This is a genomic window from Vasconcelosia minhoensis LEGE 07310 (assembly GCF_015207255.1).
Taxonomy (GTDB): Bacteria; Cyanobacteriota; Cyanobacteriia; order Phormidesmidales; family Phormidesmidaceae; genus Vasconcelosia; species Vasconcelosia minhoensis.
This window is the reverse complement of record NZ_JADEXG010000008.1, coordinates 23,328-42,685: the sequence shown is the minus strand read 5'-3', so window position 1 is coordinate 42,685 and position 19,358 is coordinate 23,328. Positions and strand designations below refer to the sequence as shown.

23 protein-coding genes are annotated in these 19,358 nt (G+C 56.3%); 14 read left to right on the top strand and 9 right to left on the bottom strand.

Annotated features, from left to right (window positions below; genetic code table 11):
* Positions 1–97 precede the first annotated feature (97 nt).
* Positions 98–595, bottom strand: coding sequence for an SRPBCC domain-containing protein (locus IQ241_RS05140; protein WP_193905347.1), 498 nt, complete (start codon positions 593–595; stop codon positions 98–100).
* Between the two features lie 194 nt (positions 596–789).
* Here IQ241_RS05140 and IQ241_RS05135 point away from each other — a divergent pair, with 194 nt between their 5' ends.
* From IQ241_RS05135 to IQ241_RS05125, 3 genes are all read left to right on the top strand, one after another.
* Positions 790–2,181 carry an NAD-dependent malic enzyme gene (locus IQ241_RS05135; RefSeq protein ID WP_193905346.1) on the top strand — a complete coding sequence of 464 codons (1,392 nt, stop codon included), beginning with the start codon at positions 790–792 and terminating at the stop codon, positions 2,179–2,181.
* An 86-nt stretch (positions 2,182–2,267) separates the two neighbouring features.
* Positions 2,268–2,750: a flavin reductase family protein gene (locus IQ241_RS05130; protein ID WP_193905345.1), complete on the top strand. Its 483-nt coding sequence runs from the start codon at positions 2,268–2,270 to the stop codon at positions 2,748–2,750.
* Between the two features lie 3 nt (positions 2,751–2,753).
* Positions 2,754–3,107 (top strand): phenylpyruvate tautomerase MIF-related protein, encoded by a 354-nt coding sequence (locus tag IQ241_RS05125; protein WP_193905344.1) that lies wholly within the window; start codon positions 2,754–2,756, stop codon positions 3,105–3,107.
* Here IQ241_RS05125 and IQ241_RS05120 read toward each other — a convergent pair.
* Positions 3,104–3,529: a hypothetical protein gene (locus IQ241_RS05120; protein ID WP_193905343.1), complete on the bottom strand. Its 426-nt coding sequence runs from the start codon at positions 3,527–3,529 to the stop codon at positions 3,104–3,106. The genes IQ241_RS05125 and IQ241_RS05120 overlap by 4 nt on opposite strands.
* Positions 3,530–3,685: 156 nt before the next feature.
* On the opposite strand from IQ241_RS05120, the gene IQ241_RS05115 reads away from it, so the two are divergent.
* A complete protein-coding gene (locus IQ241_RS05115; RefSeq protein WP_193905342.1) occupies positions 3,686–4,063 on the top strand; it encodes a histidine kinase in 378 nt (125 codons plus the stop codon).
* A 39-nt stretch (positions 4,064–4,102) separates the two neighbouring features.
* On the opposite strand, the gene IQ241_RS05110 is transcribed toward IQ241_RS05115, so the two are convergent.
* Complete coding sequence (locus IQ241_RS05110) at positions 4,103–4,693, bottom strand: hypothetical protein (protein WP_193905341.1); 591 nt, start codon at positions 4,691–4,693, stop codon at positions 4,103–4,105.
* Between the two features lie 382 nt (positions 4,694–5,075).
* On the opposite strand from IQ241_RS05110, the gene IQ241_RS05105 reads away from it, so the two are divergent.
* Positions 5,076–6,212 (top strand): histidine kinase, encoded by a 1,137-nt coding sequence (locus IQ241_RS05105; protein ID WP_193905340.1) that lies wholly within the window; start codon positions 5,076–5,078, stop codon positions 6,210–6,212.
* A gap of 46 nt (positions 6,213–6,258) precedes the next feature.
* On the opposite strand, the gene IQ241_RS05100 is transcribed toward IQ241_RS05105, so the two are convergent.
* Positions 6,259–6,960 (bottom strand): PspA/IM30 family protein, encoded by a 702-nt coding sequence (locus IQ241_RS05100; protein ID WP_193905339.1) that lies wholly within the window; start codon positions 6,958–6,960, stop codon positions 6,259–6,261.
* A gap of 75 nt (positions 6,961–7,035) precedes the next feature.
* Positions 7,036–8,286 (bottom strand): hypothetical protein, encoded by a 1,251-nt coding sequence (locus IQ241_RS05095; protein WP_193905338.1) that lies wholly within the window; start codon positions 8,284–8,286, stop codon positions 7,036–7,038.
* A gap of 260 nt (positions 8,287–8,546) precedes the next feature.
* On the opposite strand from IQ241_RS05095, the gene IQ241_RS05090 reads away from it, so the two are divergent.
* Positions 8,547–9,098 carry a DciA family protein gene (locus IQ241_RS05090; protein ID WP_193905337.1) on the top strand — a complete coding sequence of 184 codons (552 nt, stop codon included), beginning with the start codon at positions 8,547–8,549 and terminating at the stop codon, positions 9,096–9,098.
* A gap of 683 nt (positions 9,099–9,781) precedes the next feature.
* On the opposite strand, the gene menB is transcribed toward IQ241_RS05090, so the two are convergent.
* Positions 9,782–10,615, bottom strand: coding sequence for a 1,4-dihydroxy-2-naphthoyl-CoA synthase (gene menB, locus IQ241_RS05085; protein WP_193905336.1), 834 nt, complete (start codon positions 10,613–10,615; stop codon positions 9,782–9,784).
* A 139-nt stretch (positions 10,616–10,754) separates the two neighbouring features.
* Between menB and hemJ the strand changes: the two genes are divergently transcribed.
* Positions 10,755–11,345 carry a protoporphyrinogen oxidase HemJ gene (gene hemJ, locus IQ241_RS05080; protein ID WP_193905406.1) on the top strand — a complete coding sequence of 197 codons (591 nt, stop codon included), beginning with the start codon at positions 10,755–10,757 and terminating at the stop codon, positions 11,343–11,345.
* Here hemJ and IQ241_RS05075 read toward each other — a convergent pair.
* Positions 11,342–11,587 carry a hypothetical protein gene (locus IQ241_RS05075; RefSeq protein ID WP_193905335.1) on the bottom strand — a complete coding sequence of 82 codons (246 nt, stop codon included), beginning with the start codon at positions 11,585–11,587 and terminating at the stop codon, positions 11,342–11,344. The genes hemJ and IQ241_RS05075 overlap by 4 nt on opposite strands.
* Before the next feature lie 99 nt (positions 11,588–11,686).
* Between IQ241_RS05075 and IQ241_RS05070 the strand changes: the two genes are divergently transcribed.
* Positions 11,687–11,830: a chlorophyll a/b-binding protein gene (locus tag IQ241_RS05070; RefSeq protein ID WP_193905334.1), complete on the top strand. Its 144-nt coding sequence runs from the start codon at positions 11,687–11,689 to the stop codon at positions 11,828–11,830.
* Between the two features lie 76 nt (positions 11,831–11,906).
* On the opposite strand, the gene IQ241_RS05065 is transcribed toward IQ241_RS05070, so the two are convergent.
* Positions 11,907–12,227, bottom strand: coding sequence for a hypothetical protein (locus IQ241_RS05065; RefSeq protein WP_193905333.1), 321 nt, complete (start codon positions 12,225–12,227; stop codon positions 11,907–11,909).
* Positions 12,228–12,299: 72 nt separating this feature from the next.
* Here IQ241_RS05065 and IQ241_RS05060 point away from each other — a divergent pair, with 72 nt between their 5' ends.
* The 4 genes from IQ241_RS05060 to IQ241_RS05045 all read left to right on the top strand — a co-directional run bounded on the left by IQ241_RS05060 (position 12,300) and on the right by IQ241_RS05045 (position 15,938).
* Positions 12,300–13,151, top strand: coding sequence for an ABC transporter ATP-binding protein (locus IQ241_RS05060; protein ID WP_193905332.1), 852 nt, complete (start codon positions 12,300–12,302; stop codon positions 13,149–13,151).
* 32 nt (positions 13,152–13,183) lie between these two features.
* Positions 13,184–13,747 (top strand): SMC-Scp complex subunit ScpB, encoded by a 564-nt coding sequence (gene scpB / locus IQ241_RS05055; RefSeq protein ID WP_193905331.1) that lies wholly within the window; start codon positions 13,184–13,186, stop codon positions 13,745–13,747.
* A gap of 166 nt (positions 13,748–13,913) precedes the next feature.
* Positions 13,914–15,482, top strand: a complete 1,569-nt coding sequence (locus IQ241_RS05050; protein WP_193905330.1) for a hypothetical protein — start codon at positions 13,914–13,916, stop codon at positions 15,480–15,482.
* 96 nt (positions 15,483–15,578) lie between these two features.
* A complete protein-coding gene (locus IQ241_RS05045; protein ID WP_193905329.1) occupies positions 15,579–15,938 on the top strand; it encodes a DUF760 domain-containing protein in 360 nt (119 codons plus the stop codon).
* An 81-nt stretch (positions 15,939–16,019) separates the two neighbouring features.
* On the opposite strand, the gene IQ241_RS05040 is transcribed toward IQ241_RS05045, so the two are convergent.
* Positions 16,020–17,246: an HhoA/HhoB/HtrA family serine endopeptidase gene (locus IQ241_RS05040; RefSeq protein ID WP_193905328.1), complete on the bottom strand. Its 1,227-nt coding sequence runs from the start codon at positions 17,244–17,246 to the stop codon at positions 16,020–16,022.
* Between the two features lie 227 nt (positions 17,247–17,473).
* Between IQ241_RS05040 and IQ241_RS05035 the strand changes: the two genes are divergently transcribed.
* Positions 17,474–18,394, top strand: a complete 921-nt coding sequence (locus tag IQ241_RS05035) for a M23 family metallopeptidase (RefSeq protein ID WP_193905327.1) — start codon at positions 17,474–17,476, stop codon at positions 18,392–18,394.
* A gap of 137 nt (positions 18,395–18,531) precedes the next feature.
* Positions 18,532–19,356, top strand: a complete 825-nt coding sequence (locus IQ241_RS05030; RefSeq protein WP_193905326.1) for a hypothetical protein — start codon at positions 18,532–18,534, stop codon at positions 19,354–19,356.
* Positions 19,357–19,358 lie beyond the last annotated feature (2 nt).

The following is a 19,358-nucleotide window of genomic DNA, read 5'->3' as shown; positions in this document are numbered from 1 at the left end:
TCCCTGAGATAAACGAGCAGAAACCGGGCGGTGAGCATTGCTGACTTCCCGGTTTTATGATGCTAATTCAGCGCTTGTTAAGGGATTTAGACCTGGCTTAGTACCGATCGGGCCGCGGATGGGGCCAGGGCTGTCGGCGCGGCTGTCGGTGCGGGCTGTAGGCCTGACGCTCGACATAGCGTTTGAGCTGGTGAGCCATGCGGCGAATGCCCTGGCGTTCATCCTGACGGATGAAGGGGAGAAAAACCTTTGTCAGCCAGCCCGAGAAATGAGCTCGATGCAGATAGCGGGTACGGCCCGGCGTGATTTCCTGGAGTTCAAAGCTGTGTTCGCTGCGCAGGCCAGGAATCTTTGACGTCCAGCGGAGGCATTGATTCGGCTTGAACACCGTCACGACGGGCTGAAACTCCGTTTCCTCATCCCCCTCTAACCGCTGCATCGACAGAAAGACTTCCTGTCCTGGGGCCAGCTCTCGGGTCGCGTCACAGTCGTAGAGAAAGGTATTCCAGTAGCGCCACTCTGCTTTGCGAATCAGCGCCTGCCAAACAGCTTCCAGCGGGGCGTTAATTTCAATTTCGGCGTAGAGGCTGGGCATCGGTCAGTGGCGGCTGGGGATGACTCAGGAATGGCTTGAACGCGGCAAAGCGAGATCGCGGGCCGACTTGAACACAGCCTTGAACGCAGCATAGAGGCCATCTTAAGCTTACTATTGGGGCTGACTGTTGGGCTGAACCAATAAAAGCTTAATCTGATTTTAGCCCTTGTTCAAACCTCGCTCCGGACTCGTCTATGGTCAACCTGACGCCTAACCCCAGCTTTAGCGTAACCGTTCGCCTCAGGCTGCCTAATCGAGCCGGGATGCTCGCCAAGGTGATTCAAGCTGTGGCCCAAGCCGGTGGCAACCTCGATGCGATTGACATGGTGGAGCGATCGAGGCTAAGCGTCGTCCGCAATATTGCTATCGATGCGGCCAGTACCGAACATGCCGAGCAGGTCGTCAGCGCCATCCGGGAGATCGATGCGATTGACGTGCTGGAGGTGCGCGATCGCACGTTTCAGCTGCACCAGGGCGGCAAGTTGCGGGTCGAAGCTAAGATTCCACTGCGCAGCCAGGATGATCTGGCGATGGCCTATACGCCCGGCGTCGGGCGGATCTGTATGGAGATTGCCCAACATCCCGAGCGGGTCTACGACCTGACCATTAAAGCCAACACGGTCGCCATCGTCACCGACGGCAGCGCCGTGCTGGGTCTGGGCAACCTGGGACCAGCCGGGGCGCTGCCGGTGATGGAGGGCAAGGCTATGCTGTTCAAAGAATTTGCCGGCCTCGACGCCTTTCCGATCTGTCTGGATACGCAGGATACCGATGAAATTGTCGAAACGGTGCGGCGGATTGCCCCGGTCTTTGGCGCGGTCAATCTAGAGGACATCAGCGCTCCCCGCTGCTTTGAGATCGAAGCCCGGCTCCAGGAAGCACTGGATATCCCGATTTTTCACGATGACCAGCATGGTACAGCGATCGTTAGCCTGGCCGCGCTGACCAACGCCCTGAAGCTGGTGGGCAAGTCCATCGCCGACATTCGGCTGGTGATCAACGGCGCCGGGGCGGCGGGGCTAGCCATGGCGCGGCTGTTTCAGAAGGCGGGCGTGCAGCAGGTGACCCTGTGCGACTCGAAGGGTATCGTCAGCCGTCAGCGGACCGACCTCAGCTCGGCCAAGCAGGCCTTTGCGGTTGAAATGGCAGGCACCCTGGCCGATGCCCTAGCCCACGCCGATGTGTTTATGGGGGTTAGCGCCCCGGGCGTGGTTACCCCAGACATGGTCAAAGCGATGGCGTCAGACCCGATTGTCTTTGCCATGGCCAACCCCGTGCCCGAAATTCAGCCAGAGCAGGTGCGGGGAATAGTGGCGGTGATGGCTACGGGCCGCAGCGACTATGCCAACCAGATTAACAACGTGCTGGCCTTTCCTGGGCTGCTGCGGGGAGCAATCGACTGCCGGGCGGAGTCGATCACCGAGTCGATGTTTTTGCAGGCGGCGGTTGCGATCGCCAGCCTGATTCCCGCTAGCGAACTCCGCCCTGATCAAATTATTCCTTCGGTATTTGACCCCCGGGTCGCGCCTGCCGTCGCCGCTGCCGTCCAGGCCGCCGCTCGGGAAGCCGGTGTGGCCCGCCAGTGAGGCGACATTTAGGGATGGTGAGGACAGGTCTGAGCCCCCTGTCTTGCGATACACTGACCCATGTAGAGCGTAAAGTAAGCGGAACTGTGTTAGACGAACAGGCTAAAAAAACGATGCTGCGCAAGATTCCCCATGGGATCTATGTGTGCGGCGTGAAAGATGGGGAAGACCTGAACGGGTTTACCGCCAGCTGGATTATGCAGGCGTCCTTTCAGCCGCCGCTGGTGACCAACTGCGTCAAGGCAGATTCTACCTCCCATACCATGCTCAAGGCCAGCGGCGTCTTCGCCCTGAGCGTGTTAGAGGCCGGGCAGAAAGAAATCGCCCAAAACTTCTTCAAGCCGCTGCGGCGCGTTGGCAACAAGTTCGAAGATATCGAGTTTTATCCGGGACCAGAAACCGGCTGTCCGGTGATCAAAGACGCCCTCGGCTATGTCGAGTGCCGGGTCGTCGGCAGCGTTGAGTATGGCGATCACACGGTCTTTGTCGGCGAAGTGATTGGTGCAGGGATTCACAAAGCGGGTGAACCGCTGCTGCTCGAGGATACCGGCTGGAACTACGGAGGATGAACCATGCCCCTAATTAAGGTCCAAACGTCTGCCGAGTCACCGGCCCAGTCTGCTGTCGAGGATATGCTTAAGCGGCTCTCGGCTAGCCTGTCCAAACATCTGGGTAAGCCTGAAAAGTACGTGATGACTGCGTTTGAGCCGGGAACCCCAATGACCTTTGCGGGGACGACGGCGCCGGCCTGCTTTATCCAAGTTAAGAGCGTTGGTACGATGGGCGGACAAAAGACTCAAACGATGAGTCAGGACTTCTGCGCCCAAGTGCAGGCCACCCTAGGCGTGCCAACAGAGCGCACCTATATCGAATTTGTCGATGCGGAAGGCGAAATGTGGGGCTGGAACGGCAGAACCTTTGGCTAGCACGAGCGGTTAAACAGCTCCAGTACCTGACGACAGCAGTCCTTCAGCGCCTGGCTGAGCGGCGTTTCTGGGACCGCTTCGCCTTCGTAATGCCAGGTGCCAATGGTAGACAGCTGCCATTGCTGACCGTGGTGATCAAACCCAGCCACCTCTAGGCCAATCACCCGGGGCGGTTCGGTTTCAATTTCGCGATGAAAGCGGATCTGAACGAGCAGGCTGCGGCAGTGAAACGAGCGGCTGACGCCAGGAAAGTGGAAGCCAATATCAATTGACTCCGGATCGATCAGGTCCTGAGTTTCAGGATCGCCTGCCCAGGGCTTGAGATCGGCCCGCAGATCGGGAAACCGGGTCTTGAATAGGCTTACAGCCGCGGCAATTTTGCTGGCAAATTCAATACTGCGTGCCTGCTCTGCTGCGTTCACACGATACCGTTGAAGAAACTGGCTCAATCTTAACGCTAAGGCAGATCGAACGACCGCACCGACAAATGGATAACCGCCTGACGGACATTCGGACATGATATTTTGACAGAATGAGGGATATAAAAATAAACGCTTCGGCCTATAGGAATGCCTGCTATGACGCTTGCCTGTCATCTACTCGTCGAAAATAACCCGATTATTGTCTATGCCAGCCGCAATGGTGCACCCGACAAGGTTATGCCGAAGCTGAGCAAGTTTCTAGCTACGTTTGCTGAGGAGCGAGAAACAGCGGGTGAGTTCAAGCATACGCCAGCCTGTCTGGTGGCCCAGATGATCGTTAGATTTGGGTTTGAGAACTTCGAAGATGACTTTTCGAACCTCAGGGCCGACCTAAACTACTACGCCGACGTGGCCTACTTGTATTACATCAATAGTCGGTTTGAAGTCAGTATCTGGCAGCCTCAGCCTGCCTATGTTCAAAACCCTATGCTGGGTTTGGAGGGCTGTCAGCAAGTTGACTTTTCGGCAGTTTAGCAGATGTCCAAGTCTCGCCGTCGTTAGATCTCGCCGTCCCTAAATTTCTCCATCATAGTAGGCTTTGCAAGTCCCGAGAATGTTGAGGTCGTTTTCTGCTACCGGCAGTGGGTAGAATCCTTCGATGCTCACGGCAGCGGCGCCGCTGGTGCTCGCGATCGCGGTATCACGTTCTAGCCCAAGCGCATAGGCAAAGGTTTCCTGAGAGTAGCTGTCGGTAATGGTCAGGGCTAGCTGCGTTGCTTGCAGACGGCCTTGGACGCAGTCAAAGGAGGAATAGGGCATATAGAACGCGCCTGTTACCTGGCCAGCCAGCGCCTCAAAAACTAAATAGGTCGTTTCTAACCGATCGGGCTGGGGCTGCTGGCCGAAGAGATAGATCCCATCTGCGGGTAGGCTGGGCAGCTGAGTCGATTGGGCCAGCAGCGGCGATGACGCGAAAAAATCTTGGACTGCGGTCTCCGAGAGCCGATCTGGCAGCCGATCTGGCAACCGATCTGGCAGCCGATTTAGGGCTGATGGGGTTTCAGCCTGAGCCGGCTGAGATAAAATCCCCGCTAGCAGCAGCCATAGCCCTATGCCCAGGAACCGCTTCGTCCTACCTAGCAATACTGTTTTTGAATAGTTCATCTATGGGGGTTCTTTGTGGAGACTATGGGGTGGAGACTATGGGGTGGAGACCTTATCCTTGATATCTTTCAATGTAAGCCAGAAAGCCTATCTATACCTAACTTTCACCCGACCCCTTAATATCTCTTTTTACAGATATCGTGAAGCTTACCTGAGGCTGTTAGTTGGAAAAAGTTCTACGCTGTATTTATCCTGTATTTTCAGCTTTCATCCCTTTAATTTATTTTCATCCCTTTAATTTATACAGAGCTGGGCTATCCCATTTCGCACAGAGTAGCCCGCTTTGAGAACTGGTCATGGCGTCTCCAGGCCATAAAGGAGTATTCTAAAGATTCCAATTAGCAGCATTTAGGAGTCTGAATCAAGGCTCGCTTCTGTTCTAATGCCGCAAGCTGAAGCTCCTTTCAAGCTTTTACTGTTTATTGATAGGCAACCCAGTGCAGCTCAGCAGGCCTATCAGATTCGACAGCATCTAGAGCAGCTCCAGGCCAGTACGGCCTTTTGTGTAGCCGCATTAGAGACTATCGACGTCACTGAGCATCCCTATCTGGCCGAACATTTTAAGCTTGTAGCCACGCCGGCTCTGGTCAAAGTTGCTGCTGAGGGGCATCAGACCCTGGCCGGTCGCAACCTGATTCCGCAGCTGAGCCACTGGTGGCCGCGCTGGCTACAGGAAGCTCAGCTGCACTCCGAGCGTGAAGAGCAGCCCGATCAGAGCTTCAATGCGGTGGCTCAGTCGAGTCAAATTTTGCAGCTTTCAGACCAAATCTTTCAGCTGAATCAGGCTCAGGCGGCGCTAGCGCTCCAGCTCGAGTTCAAAGATCGCATCATCGCAATGATGGCCCACGATCTGCGCAATCCGCTAACGGCAGCCTCGATTGCCATTGAGACAATGGAGCTGGTATTTGATCCCCGAGAGCAGGCTGCGGCCCAGCTCAAACCCGAGCTGATTGCTCAGCTGCTGCGGAGTGCCAAGTCTCAGATTCAGACCATCGATCGGATGATTACGGATATTCTCCAGGCCGCCCGCAGCTCTAGCGCAGAGCTACAGATTCGGCCCCAGTCCTTAAGTTTGGAATCGGTCTGTGTAGAGGTGATCGAATCCCTGAAGCGTAAACTCAAGGCCAAACGGCAGGCCGTATCAGCAGATCTGCCCCAGGATCTACCCTTGGTTCATGCCGACCCAGTCCAGATCCGCCGGGTCATCGTCAACCTGATGGAAAATGCTATCAAATACACGCCAGAGACTGGTAAGATTGATATCTCGGCGCTCCACCGGACGTCTCAAAAGGTTCAGGTCAGCGTTCGGGATACCGGTCCGGGCATCCCCACGGACAAGCAGCAGCGAATTTTCGAAGAAAGTTTTCGGCTTCAGCGCGATCGCGACCAGGATGGCCATGGCTTTGGTTTGGCTCTATGCCAGCGCATTGTTCGTGCTCATTACGGCCAGATTTGGGTAGATTCTGCTCCCAATCGTGGAAGCTGCTTTCACTTTACGCTACCGGTCTATCGGCGGTAGAGGGTAGAGGGTAGTGGGTAGGGAAGCGTCTGGTTTAGGCGGCGGCTTAGGCGGGTGGCAGTTCCTCGGGTTGGGACTGGTCGCCGGTCAGGATCTGGGATTTGAGCTCGGCCAGCTGGCTGTCGATCGAGCTGGGCTGGCCTTCGAGTTCGGCGAATTTAGCTTCGAGCGGGTCGCCAGCGGCCAGCTCGGCGACGGCCTCGGACTGCGCCTCTAGCTCTAGAATCCGCTCTTCCATCTGTTCGAATGCACCCATCGCACCCTGGGTTCCAACCTGTCCGATCATTTCGTTGATTCGCTGGCTGGCCTGAGCAGAGCGAGCTCGAGCAATGTACATGTCTTTTTTAGTTCGAGTTTCAGCGATCTTGGCTTCGAGCGATCTCATATTTTGCTTCAGCTCAGTGACGACACGGGTCTGTTCCTGCATCTGCTGATCCATCGCGTTGGCCTGACCAGCATAGGCCTGACGGCGGGTCAGCGCCTCGCGGGCGGCGGTCTCATCGCCCTTTTGCAGAGCCAGCTCAGCCCGACGGTACCATTCTTCTGCGGTCGAGCGGGCCTGGTCGCACTGGCGCTCGGTTCGCTTCTGGGTCGCGATCGCTTGAGCGACTGCCTGACGCAGCTGAATCAGGTCGTTTTGCATGTCAGTCACGGTCTGCTGCAGAACCTTTTCAGGATCCTCAGCGCCGCTGACGAGACTATTGAGCTGAGCGCGGGCGGTGCGAAAGAAGCGATCTAGCAGTCCCATGGCGTCTGGTACGGGCTCATTTCTATGCTTAGCAGCATAGCAGCCCGGCTCTAGGTCGTGCCATAGACGCCGAACCTATTCCACCGTTGGCCCGTACACCTGAGCTGAGAGGCCGCTCTGCTGAAGCTGCTCAGCCCACTGCTGGGCTGAGACTTGGTTTTCGAATGCCCCGAGCTGGATCCGATTGCCGTCCGAAAAATTACGGACGAAGGCCTCGCTGATGTACTGTCGAGCATCGAACAGGCCCTGCTCACCGGTAAATTCGAGCGTGACATAGTAATTATTTCCTTCGACAGGCGTAGGAGCGGGTTCAGGCAAGGGGTTGCCGGTTGGGAGTGGCGGCAGGGCGGGTTCGCTCGCCGTCGCCCCAGGTCTCGGCCGGTAGCTCGACGAGGATGCAGGACGCGGATTGAGCGTACTTAGGCTTTCTAAATCGAGATTGACAAACTCTCTGGCTGAAAGGTCTGGCCCCGGCGGGCTATAGCTTTTGGCAGTGACGCCCTGGGCCTCAGTGGGTAAGTCAGCAATCGACTCACCCGCTGGCCGCTGACTGAGGAATTGGACGGTTCTAGGATTGGTTAACAGGTAGGCTATGCCCATGCTACCCATAGCCAATAGCAGTAGCAGGCTCAGACCTATTGGCGTTGCCAGCTGAGGCGAGTGGGTTTGCCAACGGCGAGCGACAGCAGCAGGTACCGAACTAGAAAATGATTCTGAGAAAGCCCTGGGCAGTGGCTGGAGGCGCTGGCCGGCCCGCTGCCAAATCTGCTGAGGGAGTCGCTGGACGAGTGGGTGAGTTCGCCAGCTATCCGCAGTCTGGCGGGCCTTTTGACGCCAGGTTTGATGCGCTGTCGCCGGCGCTGGAGGAGGTCCCTCGAGACTTCTGAGCAATTCTTCGGAGGAGGCCAGATAGTCTTCGGGGGGTGACTCCTGTGACTCCTCTAACGGCGAGCTCTCTGGGGCCGAATAGCCTGCCGTACCCACAGCGGGGTTAGTCGGACTGTCAGGATGCGCTTGGAAAGATTGAGGGACGGGTGAAGCCCCGGGCTGTAAACGCTCTTGGACAGGTGATTCAGTCCCATTGGGACGAAGGTCTGGCTCGCTATTGGGAACCGGCTCCGCCGAAAGGGAAATCAGCTCTGGAGACGGCTGCCGTCGTCTAGGCGTCGCCGATGCTTGGGGCTGTCCCTGCTTTTGACGGCGGTAGCGCGTCAGCTCGGCTTCAAGATGGACATCGACGCTGCTGAGGACCTGACGCAGCCGCGGCTGAAGATCCTCAGCTCGGGAATTGAGCGCATCTTGATAGGTTAAGTCCTGTCCTGCCATAGCCTGTTCTGCCAAAGATTAGTCTTGTCTTTTAACCCGATTGGTCTGAGCTGTCGCTGAGAGTCCTAACTGCCTAAAATTGCCAAACTGTCTAATAGTTCCCTCTGATAGTTCCCTCTGAATCTTGCCCAGAGCCTGAAGCCAAACCTTGGGCCGAAACCTTGGAATGGTATAGCGACGGTATAGGATTATTTTTTAGCCCTAGCTAAGCACATCAGGGCAAAATCATCAACTTTTTATGACAGGGCGAGGATAGGAATGTGGCGCTTGAGAAACTGCATCAGCTGCTCCAGGGTCTGGAGGCGCAAGAAAGCTGGCAGATGCGGCGGCAGATGCGGCAGATTTTAGACCACTGGCCTAAGTCTGTAGGCTCGGCGGTTGCCCGTCAGTCTCGTCCGGTTGGGGTGCGGCGTTCGGTACTGTATGTCGCGACTGCTAGTGCCGCCTGGGCCCAAACTCTGGCCTTTGAGCGGCTGAATATCCTCCGCCAGCTCAATCCCTATCTAGCTCAGCCGCTACGAGATATCCGCTTTTCTCCCGCTCAGTGGACTCAGTCGGCAGACCATAATCCTCGGCTGAGGGTCGAAGGACAGCTGCGATCGCACCCCTGCTATACCCCGCCAGCCCACTCCCAGCCCCCCTTAGCGAGTCTGCCTTCAACCCCTAAGCAGTCTTTTGAACGCTGGGCTAAGGCTGTACAGCAGCAGCAGCAGCGTCAAATCCGCTGCCCAACCTGCTGCTATCCCTGCCCCCCGGGCGAAATTCAGCGCTGGTCAGTCTGTGCGCTCTGCGCTGTCAAGCAGTGGAAATAGGGCTTTAGAACAGGACTGCGTGGTTTTAGCCCAGCTGATCCCTGGCCCGATTGCGCTCATTCTAGGGCGGTAGCCGCTGCTCCCAGCCCTTGTATCGGTTCCTAAACAAAAGCTGAAGAAAGTCTTAAAGCAAAATTGCTGAGTCAGCCGCTTGGGCGGCTTGTGCAGTCAGCCATTAGCCCTTTCCAATCAATTTAAACTAGCTTCAAAAATAATTCACAATAGCAAACAAAGCCTTTTTGGAAACTTGACATGAAAACAGCGAAATGTGGTGCTTCGAGCTGTGGCTACTGCCGTTTCTATACGCCAACCGGTCGTCGAGGGGGCCATTGTGAGCAGCTAAACGCGCCTGTGAAGGCGGCTTGGAAAGCCTGTTGCCTATCCATTTCGCCTTTTAGGAGCAGCGATCCCACCCCTATCGGAAAATCGATCTGGTCTACTGCAGGATTGGCGCATTCAGCGCTGAACGTGCTATCGGCACAGACAGAGCCAGTCGCTCAGCTACCCCTTTCGCCACCCCTTTCGCTAGAGTGTCTGTCCCAGTAGTATGGCGCTTAAGGCAAAGGAACTAACCTCTCAAAACAAGAAGCTTGCTATTCCTCGGTCAGCCTGCTTTTGATCCCCAAACTGTCAAGAACTTCTATCTAGGCCCGGCCCAACCCAGATTGGGCTGAGCCTATGTTTTAAGGCAGCCACGGATACTGCCGAAAATTGGGTGGGCGCTTTTCCAAGAACGCCTGTTTGCCCTCAGTTCCCTCTTCAGTCAGATAGTAGAGCAGGGTGGCGTTACCGGCGAGTTCTTGCAGGCCGGCCTGGCCGTCACAGTCGGCGTTAAAGGCTGACTTGAGACAGCGGATGGCGATCGGGCTTTTCTGTAAAATTTCCGTAGCCCACTGCACCCCCTCTGCCTCCAGCTGCGCTATGGGCACAACGGTATTGACCAAGCCCATCGTTAAGGCCTGCTGAGCATCATACTGACGGCAGAGGAACCAAATCTCGCGCGCCTTCTTCTGGCCGACGACGCGAGCCAGATAGCTGGATCCAAAGCCGCCGTCAAAGCTGCCGACCTTGGGTCCGGTCTGGCCAAAAATGGCATTGTCGGCGGCGATGGTCAGGTCACAGACCAGATGAAGCACCTGTCCGCCGCCGATTGCATAGCCGGCCACCAGCGCAATCACGACCTTTGGCATGGAGCGAATTAGCCGCTGCAAATCCAGGACGTTGAGCCGGGGCACACCGCTGTCGTCCATATAGCCCGCCGACCCACGGACGGTCTGATCTCCACCGGAGCAAAAGGCATATTTGCCGTCGGTATGCGGGCCAGCGCCGGTCAGCAAAACGACGCCGATGCGCCGATCCTCCCGAGCGTTGCTGAAGGCATCGTAGAGTTCAAACACGGTTTTGGGACGAAAGGCATTGCGCTTATGGGGTCGGTTGAGCACGATTTTGGCTATGCCGTCCGCTTTGAAGTAGAGAATGTCGTCATAGGACTTCACAGTTTGCCAGTCAGCTTGCATCGCTTGGGACCGTTCCTTGAGTTCAGTGGATCATTCGCTACGCTACCAAAAATTAAGAAGCAGACGCCTTTCTGACGAAAGTGGACCGACTGCTAGAGAATAGATAGGGTCTATGCAATCAATCCAAACAATCCAAACAATGGCTTACTACTGGTTCAAATCTTTTCACATTATTGGCGTGGTGGTTTGGTTCGCCGGACTGTTCTACCTGGTTCGGCTGTTTATCTACCACGTCGAGGCAGAGGCAGAGCCAGAACCGGCTCGCAGTATTCTCAAGCAGCAGTATGGGCTAATGGAAAAGCGCCTCTTGCGGATTATTACTACGCCGGGAATGCTGCTGACGCTAGCTATGGCCGTTGGCTTAGTGGTGCAGATGCCAGACGTGTTGAGGGCGGGCTGGATGCATGCCAAGCTTGGGCTGGTGGTGGTGCTGTTGGCTTATCACATGTATTGCGCTCGGCTGAGGAAGCAGCTCGAAAGGGGTGAATGCCGCTGGGGTAGCCGGCAGCTGCGGGCTTTGAATGAAGCGCCGACGCTGCTGCTGGTGACGATTGTGATGCTGGTCATTTTCAAGAATAATCTGCCAACGAATGCCACAACCTGGCTGATTGCTGGGCTGGTGCTGTCTTTCGTGATCTCTATTCAGCTCTATGCCCGCAAGCGGCGGCTCGCTCAGGAGCAGTCTGCTGAGACCCCAGCGATCGCAGATCAGCAGGCCCTGCAAAACTAAAGCTCAATTTGTCCCATCAGAGCTTTGAACCCCGATGAGCAGCTGCGATTCTGGACCGTTTTTGCGATCGCGCTATTTACCTTCAGTCTGAGCGCGGCCTGCTTGCCGCTATAGGGCCAGTCTTGCTCCAGCCCATTCATCGGAACGGGCAACGCCGTCGCCTCAGTTGATGCCCGGGCGACTGAGATGAGTATCGCCGTTCTGCGGCGCGGCGGGCAGCGGGGTGCCTGACGCGCTGACAAAGCAGTTGCAAAACCAATTTACATTAGTTAACATTCTGGCGTAGGGCTTTAAGTTCCTTAACAATCGACCCACTATCTAACGTACAGCGAGGTTTTACCATGGAAGAGCAGCAGGCTAAATTTGGCTTCACCCAGTTTGCCGAAAACTGGAACGGGCGACTGGCAATGATCGGGTTTGTCGCCGGATTGATTACCGAGTATGTCACCGGCAAAGGGATTTTATCCCAGCTGGGGCTCATGTAGTTAGTTCCGACGGCTGTGACCCCGGGGTCAAGTCAAATAAGCGTTCTCAGGGCAGGCCAGACCTGCCTTTTTTACTCTAAAGCGATTCGTCCTCTGGGGCTTCGGCCCGCCAGGTTGCGACCGGCTTTAGCACTGGCGGAATGGGGTCGTCTGGCGGAAACTCCAGCACGGTCTCTCGGTAGCCCAGATAGCCCGACTCGGCAAAGGCAGTCAGCATCCGCGTCAGGGCCAGCCAAACCCGCTCCTCAAATTCCCAGTCTTTGCCAAAGGGCGATCGGTCTGCAATTGAGCGCAGCGCCCAGAAGTAGCTATTTCTGACCATCGACCCCTGCTTTTTGTACGGCGGCACGTCGTCATAGGTGAGGAAAAGAACGGGGGAGTCGATTCTAGCTCGCATCGGCAGTCGCCATCGATACAGGACGTCAGGATTGAGATACTCTGAATAGAGTTGCCCGATAAACGGCCCCCTATGGTTGCTGCGGTTTCGCTACAGAATGTTCACAAAGTCTATAACAATTCCTGCGTCGTCAATGACCTGTCTCTAACGATTCAAACCGGAGAGATCTTTGGCCTGCTGGGACCGAATGGGGCTGGCAAATCAACTACGGTACGGATGCTGACAACTCTGACTCAGCAGACCCAGGGTGATATTGTGGTGGCCGGCTATGACGTCAGCCGTCAGCCCGCTCAGGTGCGGCGGCAGATTGGCGTTGTCCTTCAGCAGACGAGCGTCGATGGCGACCTCTCGGTTTGGGAAAATATGGAATTCCACGGACGGATGCACCATATTCCCAGTCCCCAGCGTCAGCAGGAAATCGACCGCTGGCTGGACTATGTCGAACTCAGCCAGCGTCGCGCTGAGAAGGCCAAGCAGCTTTCGGGTGGCCTCAAGCGTCGCCTGCAAATTGCTCGGGCGCTGCTGCATCAGCCTAAAATTCTTTTTCTTGATGAGCCAACGGTAGGGCTCGATCCCCAAACTCGGCGGCGGCTCTGGGAAATGATCCGCGAGCTAAATCAGCAGCAGAGGATGACGATGTTGCTGACGACCCATTATATGGAAGAGGTTGAATATCTCTGCGATCGCATTGGCATTCTCGACCAGGGTCAGCTGATCGAACTCGGTACCCTAGCGGAACTGCGGCACCGCCACGGTGAAGGAATTGTGATGAAACAAAAGGGGGATCGGTGGGAGTATCTGTTCTTTCCCACCCTCCAGGCGGCGAACCAGTACCTCGACGAGCAGCCCGATAAAACCGGGATGATGACCCGACCTTCGAATTTGGAGGACATCTTTGTCGAGCTTACCGGGAGGAATCTCTAACCGCCTACTCCGGGCTTTACGAGTTGACTGCTATGCCTCGTCTCGCCAACACGATCGAAGCGATTCTGTATTTGAAAGCGCAGCCGCTGACGATTGCGCAGATTGCCGACTATGCCCAGTGCGATCGCCAAACCGCCGAGGCCGGGCTAATCGAGCTGATGAATGACTATGCTCACCGGGATGGGGCGCTAGAGATTGCCGAGACCGAAGCGGGCTATTCGCTACAGCTGCGACAGCTGTATCAGCCTATGGTCGATCGGCTAGTACCGTTGGACATCGGGCTAGGGGCGCTACGGACGCTAGCCGCGATCGCGCTGCGGGGGCCAATTTCTCAAACTGACCTGGTTGACCTGCGCGGTTCGGGCGCCTACCAGCATGTCCCCGACTTGGTGCAGCAGGGGTTCGTCAAAAAACGGCGGCAGGCCGACGGGCGCTCTTACTGGCTCCAGGTAACTGAAAAGTTTTATCAGCACTTTAAAATCGATCAGCTTCCCCAGGTGGCGCTCCCAAAGCCTGGCCCTACCGAGCTCCCACCCATAGATCAGCCAGATACTGCCGATGCCTCAGCGATTGGACCCGCTTTACCAGAAGAGTAGGCCGATAGGACGCGATTGAGCCTAGCCTGAAGCGCTAAATCTACATCATGAAGCCCCCATTCCTTCTCGGAATCTTGACAAATCCAAGGCTAGGGCTTTGTTACTGTCTAAACAGGCCAGGGAACATTGAAACCAAAACGAAGTCTTCCTGAGATCGGCGCAAAGTATGGCAAATAGGATTGAGACTCATCCACCTTCGAGGCTGTTTTCGAGATGGCTTATCCCGGTTGGGCTGACTCAGGTTGGCGCTACTATTCTGCCTCTGTTTGCCGGGATTACCCTGATCTATCTAGCCTTTCTGAAGCCGGGAATCTGGGGAATCGACGGCAATGATATGCTCAGCGTGTCTAAGTCCTTGGTCCTCAGGGGAGACTTTACGGTGCCCCCAGGCACGGGCGGCATTTTGGGACCGGATGGGCAGTATTACTCGGCTCGATATCCGCTCTTGCCCATCGTTGCTGTGCCGTTTGTTGCCATTGGGCTGCTGCTGGGGAATGTGCTCAATCTGCCGACCCACTATACGGCAGCGGCCTGTGGCATCTTTCTGTCTGCGCTGCTGACGGCTGGCACTGCGGGTTTCGTTGTTTTGCTGACGCTGCGCCTGGGGGGGACTCGGGCAGGGGCTTATCTAGCCGCAGTTGGGTTTGCCTTCGGGACGACCGCGCTAGTCTATGCTCGCGAGTTTTTTGCCGAGCCGCTGCTGTCGCTGCTCACCACTGTGGCCCTCTACATGGCCCTATGCAGCAAACCAAGCCGTATCCCCTTAGGGACCAGCCTGCTCTCGGCTTTGGTCGTCACCGCTAAGCCGTCTGGAATTGTGGTTGGGCCAGCCCTGTCTCTTTACTTCCTGGTTAAGCGCGAAGCTTGGCCAAAGGTGATTGCTCCGTCTCTTGGCACCTGCCTAGGTGCAATGCTTTACATGTCCTATAATGCGATGCGATTTGGCAGCTTTTTTAGCTCTGGCCAAAACACCTCGCGGTTTGGGGCCGAGGGTTTCTTGGGGCGGTTTGTCGGATTACTGGTGAGTCCCGGCGCGGGGGGCGGATTGTTTTGGTACTGTCCGCCGACGCTTCTCGCGATTGTCGGGCTGTGGATGCTGTGGCGACGGCAAAAAACTGAGGGAGTTGCGATCGCGGGTCTGTTTGCAGGTTTCCTCATTCTTCATAGTTTTTGGGAATTCGGCGGCTGGAACTGGGGGCCTCGCTTCCTGGTTCCCGTCCTACCCAGCCTGATGGCTTTAGCCGGGCTGACGGGACGACGCTGGCGAGGCTTTTTAATCGGACTGATTATTCTTGGTTTTTTAGTCAACGCGCCAACCCTGGTTGCGTTTTACCAGAGATACTATGCAGAAGCCGCCGATGCTGGCCAGATTCGACAGGCCCTCGCCCTATGGGGTGATCCGAGCAATGCACCTATTTTCAATGTCTGGGGGGCAACGCTGCGACAGCTCCAGGACGCTTTTTCAACCCCAGTTCAGGATGTCTTTGCCCAGGTCGGCGCGCCACCCCCTCCAGGCCAGTTTTTAACGGCCGAGCTGCTCCGGATCGTAGCAGTGTGGTGGTGGTTCCTGCCGATAGCGGGTATTCCGCTCTGGGTGGGTGTGATACTGGCTAGTTTATTGACCTTTATCGGCCTATTTTTACTCAGAGAGGGCTGGAAAGCCAGCGTACTCACGACTACCCCAACACAGCTGAATGCGTCTGACTCGATTCATTCTATTTCACGAGATGTCTGACTCTGTAGCAGGCGCGAATTTAACCTCACTGCTGATGCAGGTTTGGCAGGCTGTGATGAATTGAGGTAAGGTGAGGTTGGATAATCCGAATTTTTTATGGCTTTCAATCCTGAAAATGCAGACTTTATGAGCTTGAATGCAGAGACTGTCCAAGCCAATCAGCTCTTAAAGTACTTACAGCATCAGCCCCCCGAGGTGCTCACGCGAGTTGCCCAGGCTGCGAGCGGAGAAATCAAACAAATTATCTCGCAAAATGTTCAAGGCCTGGTTGGGGTCTTGCCCGCTGAAGGCTTCAACGTACAGGTGACGACGGACCGAGAAAATCTGGCAGGGCTGCTAGCTTCGGCCATGATGACAGGATACTTTTTGCGTCAGATGGAGCAGCGGATGGAGTTAGAAGTGAACCTATCTGGGACTGATTCACTCGACCTGGACGACGGTGAAGCCAATGGCTAGCAGCATAGATTCCATTCGCTTTAGGGCAGCCCACCCAAATCCGATTTTGCCTTGCCTGCCTATCTCCTTGCCTGCCTATCTCTAAGGCAGTTCTGCTGGCAGGGCGGTCGGCTTAATCTTAAAGACCTGGTTCTGGCCGCTGCGGCTAATTTCAACCGTCAGAGATTTTTCAAGCCCCCCACGCTCAACCTGAGCCTGAACATCGGCTGCATCGGCGACTGGCATTTCATTGACTTTAACGATAATATCGCCGCGCTTTAGCCCTGCAGCCTGAGCCGGCGTGTTTTCCATCACCCGGACAATGACAACGCCCTCTTCTGCCTCAATGGCAATCCCAATTTCTTCGTCCTGGTTAATCCGTTCGCGCATTTCAGGCGTCAGATTGACCATTTGGATGCCCAGGTAGGGATGCTGCACCTCGCCGGTCTCAAAGAGCTGATCTGAAATCCGCTTAGCGGTTTCAATCGGAATCGCAAATCCCAGTCCCTGGGCATTTGCCCGAATAGCCGTATTCATGCCGATCACATCGCCTTCAGCATTTAACAGCGGTCCGCCAGAGTTACCTGGATTAATCGCGGCGTCAGTTTGAATGAACTGTACCCGCTTGTCTGAAATGCCCACCTGAGAACTGGTTCGACCCAGAGCGCTAATGATGCCAGCAGTGACGGTGTTATCAAGCCCAAGCGGATTGCCAATCGCGATTGCCCACTGCCCTGGTGCCAGGTCATCCGTGCGGCCGAGGGGGGCAACCGGCAGATCACCTGCTGCGATTTTGACCACAGCGACATCGGTAATCGGGTCGGCCCCAATCACCTCGCCTTCAAAGCTGCGACCATCCTTAAGCGTCACCATCACCACGTCTGCACCTTCGACCACGTGAGCATTGGTAATCAAACGACCATCGGCGCTGAGAATAAAGCCGGAACCCGTCCCCTGCTCGACCCGGTCGGGCAGGTCGGGCTGCTCCGGCACCTCGTCGCCAAAAAAACGTTTGAACAGCGGATGCTCAAAGGCCTCGGGCATTCCTTTTACCGACCGTGAAGCGTCTATTCTGACCACGGCTGCCCCAACTCGATCGACCGCAGTGGCAATAAAGTTGGGGTCTAGCTGGAACGAATTGCCGTAGTCAGGTGAAAGCTGGGCTTGCTCGGTGGGCGACTGGAGCGAGGTTGGCACGACTGCCAGCTCTGGAGCGGTAGGGGTCTCTTTGGCCGCAGTCTTGAAATAGGTATGGCCACCCCACCCAGCTCCCATGCCTAACAGCAAAAGGGTGCCGTAAAGTCCTATCTGTTTAGGAGAAACCCCCATGTCAATCTTCGTCCTTGTGCTGGCAGGCAAGCGTATAAGCTGTTCAGGGGCGTTGAAGGCCTATTTAGGCAGTCCCGGAACAGGAAGGAGACAAGTGTCTCTTAGTTATCTCAGAGTTATCTCAGATTCTACTGCAATCGCCCGGTTGTCCTCAATGAAGATTACCCAAGCAAGCTAAACGATTGGCTAGAATTTAGAGATGCAAAGATTACATTATATCTAAATCAATGGTTAATCACTGCTTTCTGCGGGTGCAGGGGTGGCAGGTGATATGGCTGCTCTTGGCCCTGGCGGCAGCAGCGTTCGAGATACCTCAGGCATTGGCCCAGCCAGAGCAGGCGGGCGAGCCAGAGCAGCTCTGTTCGAATCCTGTGCTCTCAGCGCTAGTTCGGCACCAGGTTACCGCCAGCGATACCCTCGACAGTATTGCCTCCCAATACAGCTTACTGCCAACGACGGTTTTGGGGATGAACCCCCGTCTCAGCCCCGGCGGACCGCTGCCGGTGGGCTCAGAACTGCTGCTTCCACCGTTTAACGGCATTCAGGTCACCGTAGCGCCGGGGCAAACTTGGTCAGCGGTAGCTGAGGCCTATGGGACCCGGGCCGACATTTTGTTCGAGGTCAATGGCTGTCAGGCCGAGGTGCCCCAGCAGGTTTTTATTCCAGGGCGCAACTGGCTGCCGGGGCAAGCTCCCGAGTCAGCCGAATCGGTCGAGATCGCAGCCGATGATCAGATTCTACCGGGCTATCCGCTACCTGATGAGGCGACTATCCTCACCAGCTATGGCTGGCAGCCCCACCCCAGCCGTGACGAAATGGTTTTCAACAACGGCATCGCGTTTGCGGCATTGCCGGGCACAGAGGTGCGAGCCGTCGGCGATGGCGTCGTTGCCTTTGCCAGCAGGCAGGATGAGGCCGGACTGGTCGTGATTAACCATGCCCAAGGGCTGCAAACCCGGTATGCAAACCTGGACGATATTTCGCTGACCGTTGGGCAGCCTGTTACATCGGGAAACGCGGTGGGTAAAGTAGGCGGAAGCGATCGCGCTGGTCCGTCTTTTCTATACTTTGAGGTCCGGACGAATTCTGCCCAGGGCTGGGTCGCTCGCAATCCTGGACAGTACCTGCCCGCTCTGGAACTGCGCTAGAACCGCTGCAGAGGGATGAAAAGTCTGTAGAGATTCTGTGGAGATCTCCCGGTGGGGTCTGGCGCTCTTAGCGATATACGCCTACAATTCCGTTAAATCGTGGATGTGGAGCTTATTTATTTAAGGATATCTCTACCATGACTCAGCTAGACAAGCCCGGGACTGAGCAGCCCGCTTTGCCGACGGCGGCCGATCGCCTTTGGGGCTCCCGATTTTGGTTTCAGCTTTTGCTGGTGCGACCCTGGCTCTTAGTTGTGGGTTTCTGGCTGGTCTCGATTTTGGTAGGCGTTTTTGCGCTGGAGGGAATTGTCAAGCCCAAGCCACTGCTCACTACTGGCATAGAGTCGGGAAGAATAGCGTCGGGACGAACGGTGGACGGAGCTGGGCCGACCGCTTCGCCCTTTACCGCTTCGGGCCAACCTACGGCCGAAGCGCCTGTCGCTGGCTCAGATTCATCGCGGCAGGCAGGCGTTCCCGTCTGGTCTTTGAGCGCTATGGTAGGGGCCTGTGCCGTGGGCTGCGTGATGCTATCGCAATGGCGGCGGCTGGCGAGAACTGCGCCGCGGACCCGGAGATCGCGCTCAGCTCGCATTTTGGTGCGGTCGACAAGTCCATCGTCAGCCGCCGTTCCCGCACCCTCCTTGCCCCTCGCTCAGTCGCGGGTTATTCAGCTATCGCACCAGTCAGACTCGATAGCGCGCTCAAAGCCGGGAAAATCGCCGGGTCAAAGAGCGCGGCGGCGGGCAGAAAGACGCCGGCGGGGGGCGCTATCAATCCGAGCTCGGGGCACTGCTCAGCCGCCGCCGCGTCGAACCCAGGCAAACGCTTCCAAAAACTTAGGGCCGCAGCCGGTGATTAGCGTCGTTCCCGCGAGTGAATCTCATCAGCTGGACTGGCCGGAGGGGAGTCTAGCCCATCAGCTCGATGTCCGGGTAAAGCGATCGCTCTCTTCTTTTCTCTAAGC

Bases quoted from the DNA above. Each gene is read 5' to 3' on its own strand.
- IQ241_RS05140 (WP_193905347.1), bottom strand. From the start codon at position 595: ATGCCCAGCCTCTACGCCGAAATTGAAATTAACGCCCCGCTGGAAGCT.
- IQ241_RS05135 (WP_193905346.1), top strand. From the start codon at position 790: ATGGTCAACCTGACGCCTAACCCCAGCTTTAGCGTAACCGTTCGCCTC.
- IQ241_RS05125 (WP_193905344.1), top strand. From the start codon at position 2,754: ATGCCCCTAATTAAGGTCCAAACGTCTGCCGAGTCACCGGCCCAGTCT.
- IQ241_RS05115 (WP_193905342.1), top strand. From the start codon at position 3,686: ATGACGCTTGCCTGTCATCTACTCGTCGAAAATAACCCGATTATTGTC.
- IQ241_RS05110 (WP_193905341.1), bottom strand. From the start codon at position 4,693: ATGAACTATTCAAAAACAGTATTGCTAGGTAGGACGAAGCGGTTCCTG.
- IQ241_RS05105 (WP_193905340.1), top strand. From the start codon at position 5,076: ATGCCGCAAGCTGAAGCTCCTTTCAAGCTTTTACTGTTTATTGATAGG.
- IQ241_RS05100 (WP_193905339.1), bottom strand. From the start codon at position 6,960: ATGGGACTGCTAGATCGCTTCTTTCGCACCGCCCGCGCTCAGCTCAAT.
- IQ241_RS05095 (WP_193905338.1), bottom strand. From the start codon at position 8,286: ATGGCAGGACAGGACTTAACCTATCAAGATGCGCTCAATTCCCGAGCT.
- menB (WP_193905336.1), bottom strand. From the start codon at position 10,615: ATGCAAGCTGACTGGCAAACTGTGAAGTCCTATGACGACATTCTCTAC.
- hemJ (WP_193905406.1), top strand. From the start codon at position 10,755: ATGGCTTACTACTGGTTCAAATCTTTTCACATTATTGGCGTGGTGGTT.
- IQ241_RS05070 (WP_193905334.1), top strand. From the start codon at position 11,687: ATGGAAGAGCAGCAGGCTAAATTTGGCTTCACCCAGTTTGCCGAAAAC.
- IQ241_RS05065 (WP_193905333.1), bottom strand. From the start codon at position 12,227: ATGCGAGCTAGAATCGACTCCCCCGTTCTTTTCCTCACCTATGACGAC.
- IQ241_RS05060 (WP_193905332.1), top strand. From the start codon at position 12,300: ATGGTTGCTGCGGTTTCGCTACAGAATGTTCACAAAGTCTATAACAAT.
- scpB (WP_193905331.1), top strand. From the start codon at position 13,184: ATGCCTCGTCTCGCCAACACGATCGAAGCGATTCTGTATTTGAAAGCG.
- IQ241_RS05050 (WP_193905330.1), top strand. From the start codon at position 13,914: ATGGCAAATAGGATTGAGACTCATCCACCTTCGAGGCTGTTTTCGAGA.
- IQ241_RS05045 (WP_193905329.1), top strand. From the start codon at position 15,579: ATGGCTTTCAATCCTGAAAATGCAGACTTTATGAGCTTGAATGCAGAG.
- IQ241_RS05040 (WP_193905328.1), bottom strand. From the start codon at position 17,246: ATGGGGGTTTCTCCTAAACAGATAGGACTTTACGGCACCCTTTTGCTG.
- IQ241_RS05035 (WP_193905327.1), top strand. From the start codon at position 17,474: ATGGTTAATCACTGCTTTCTGCGGGTGCAGGGGTGGCAGGTGATATGG.
- IQ241_RS05030 (WP_193905326.1), top strand. From the start codon at position 18,532: ATGACTCAGCTAGACAAGCCCGGGACTGAGCAGCCCGCTTTGCCGACG.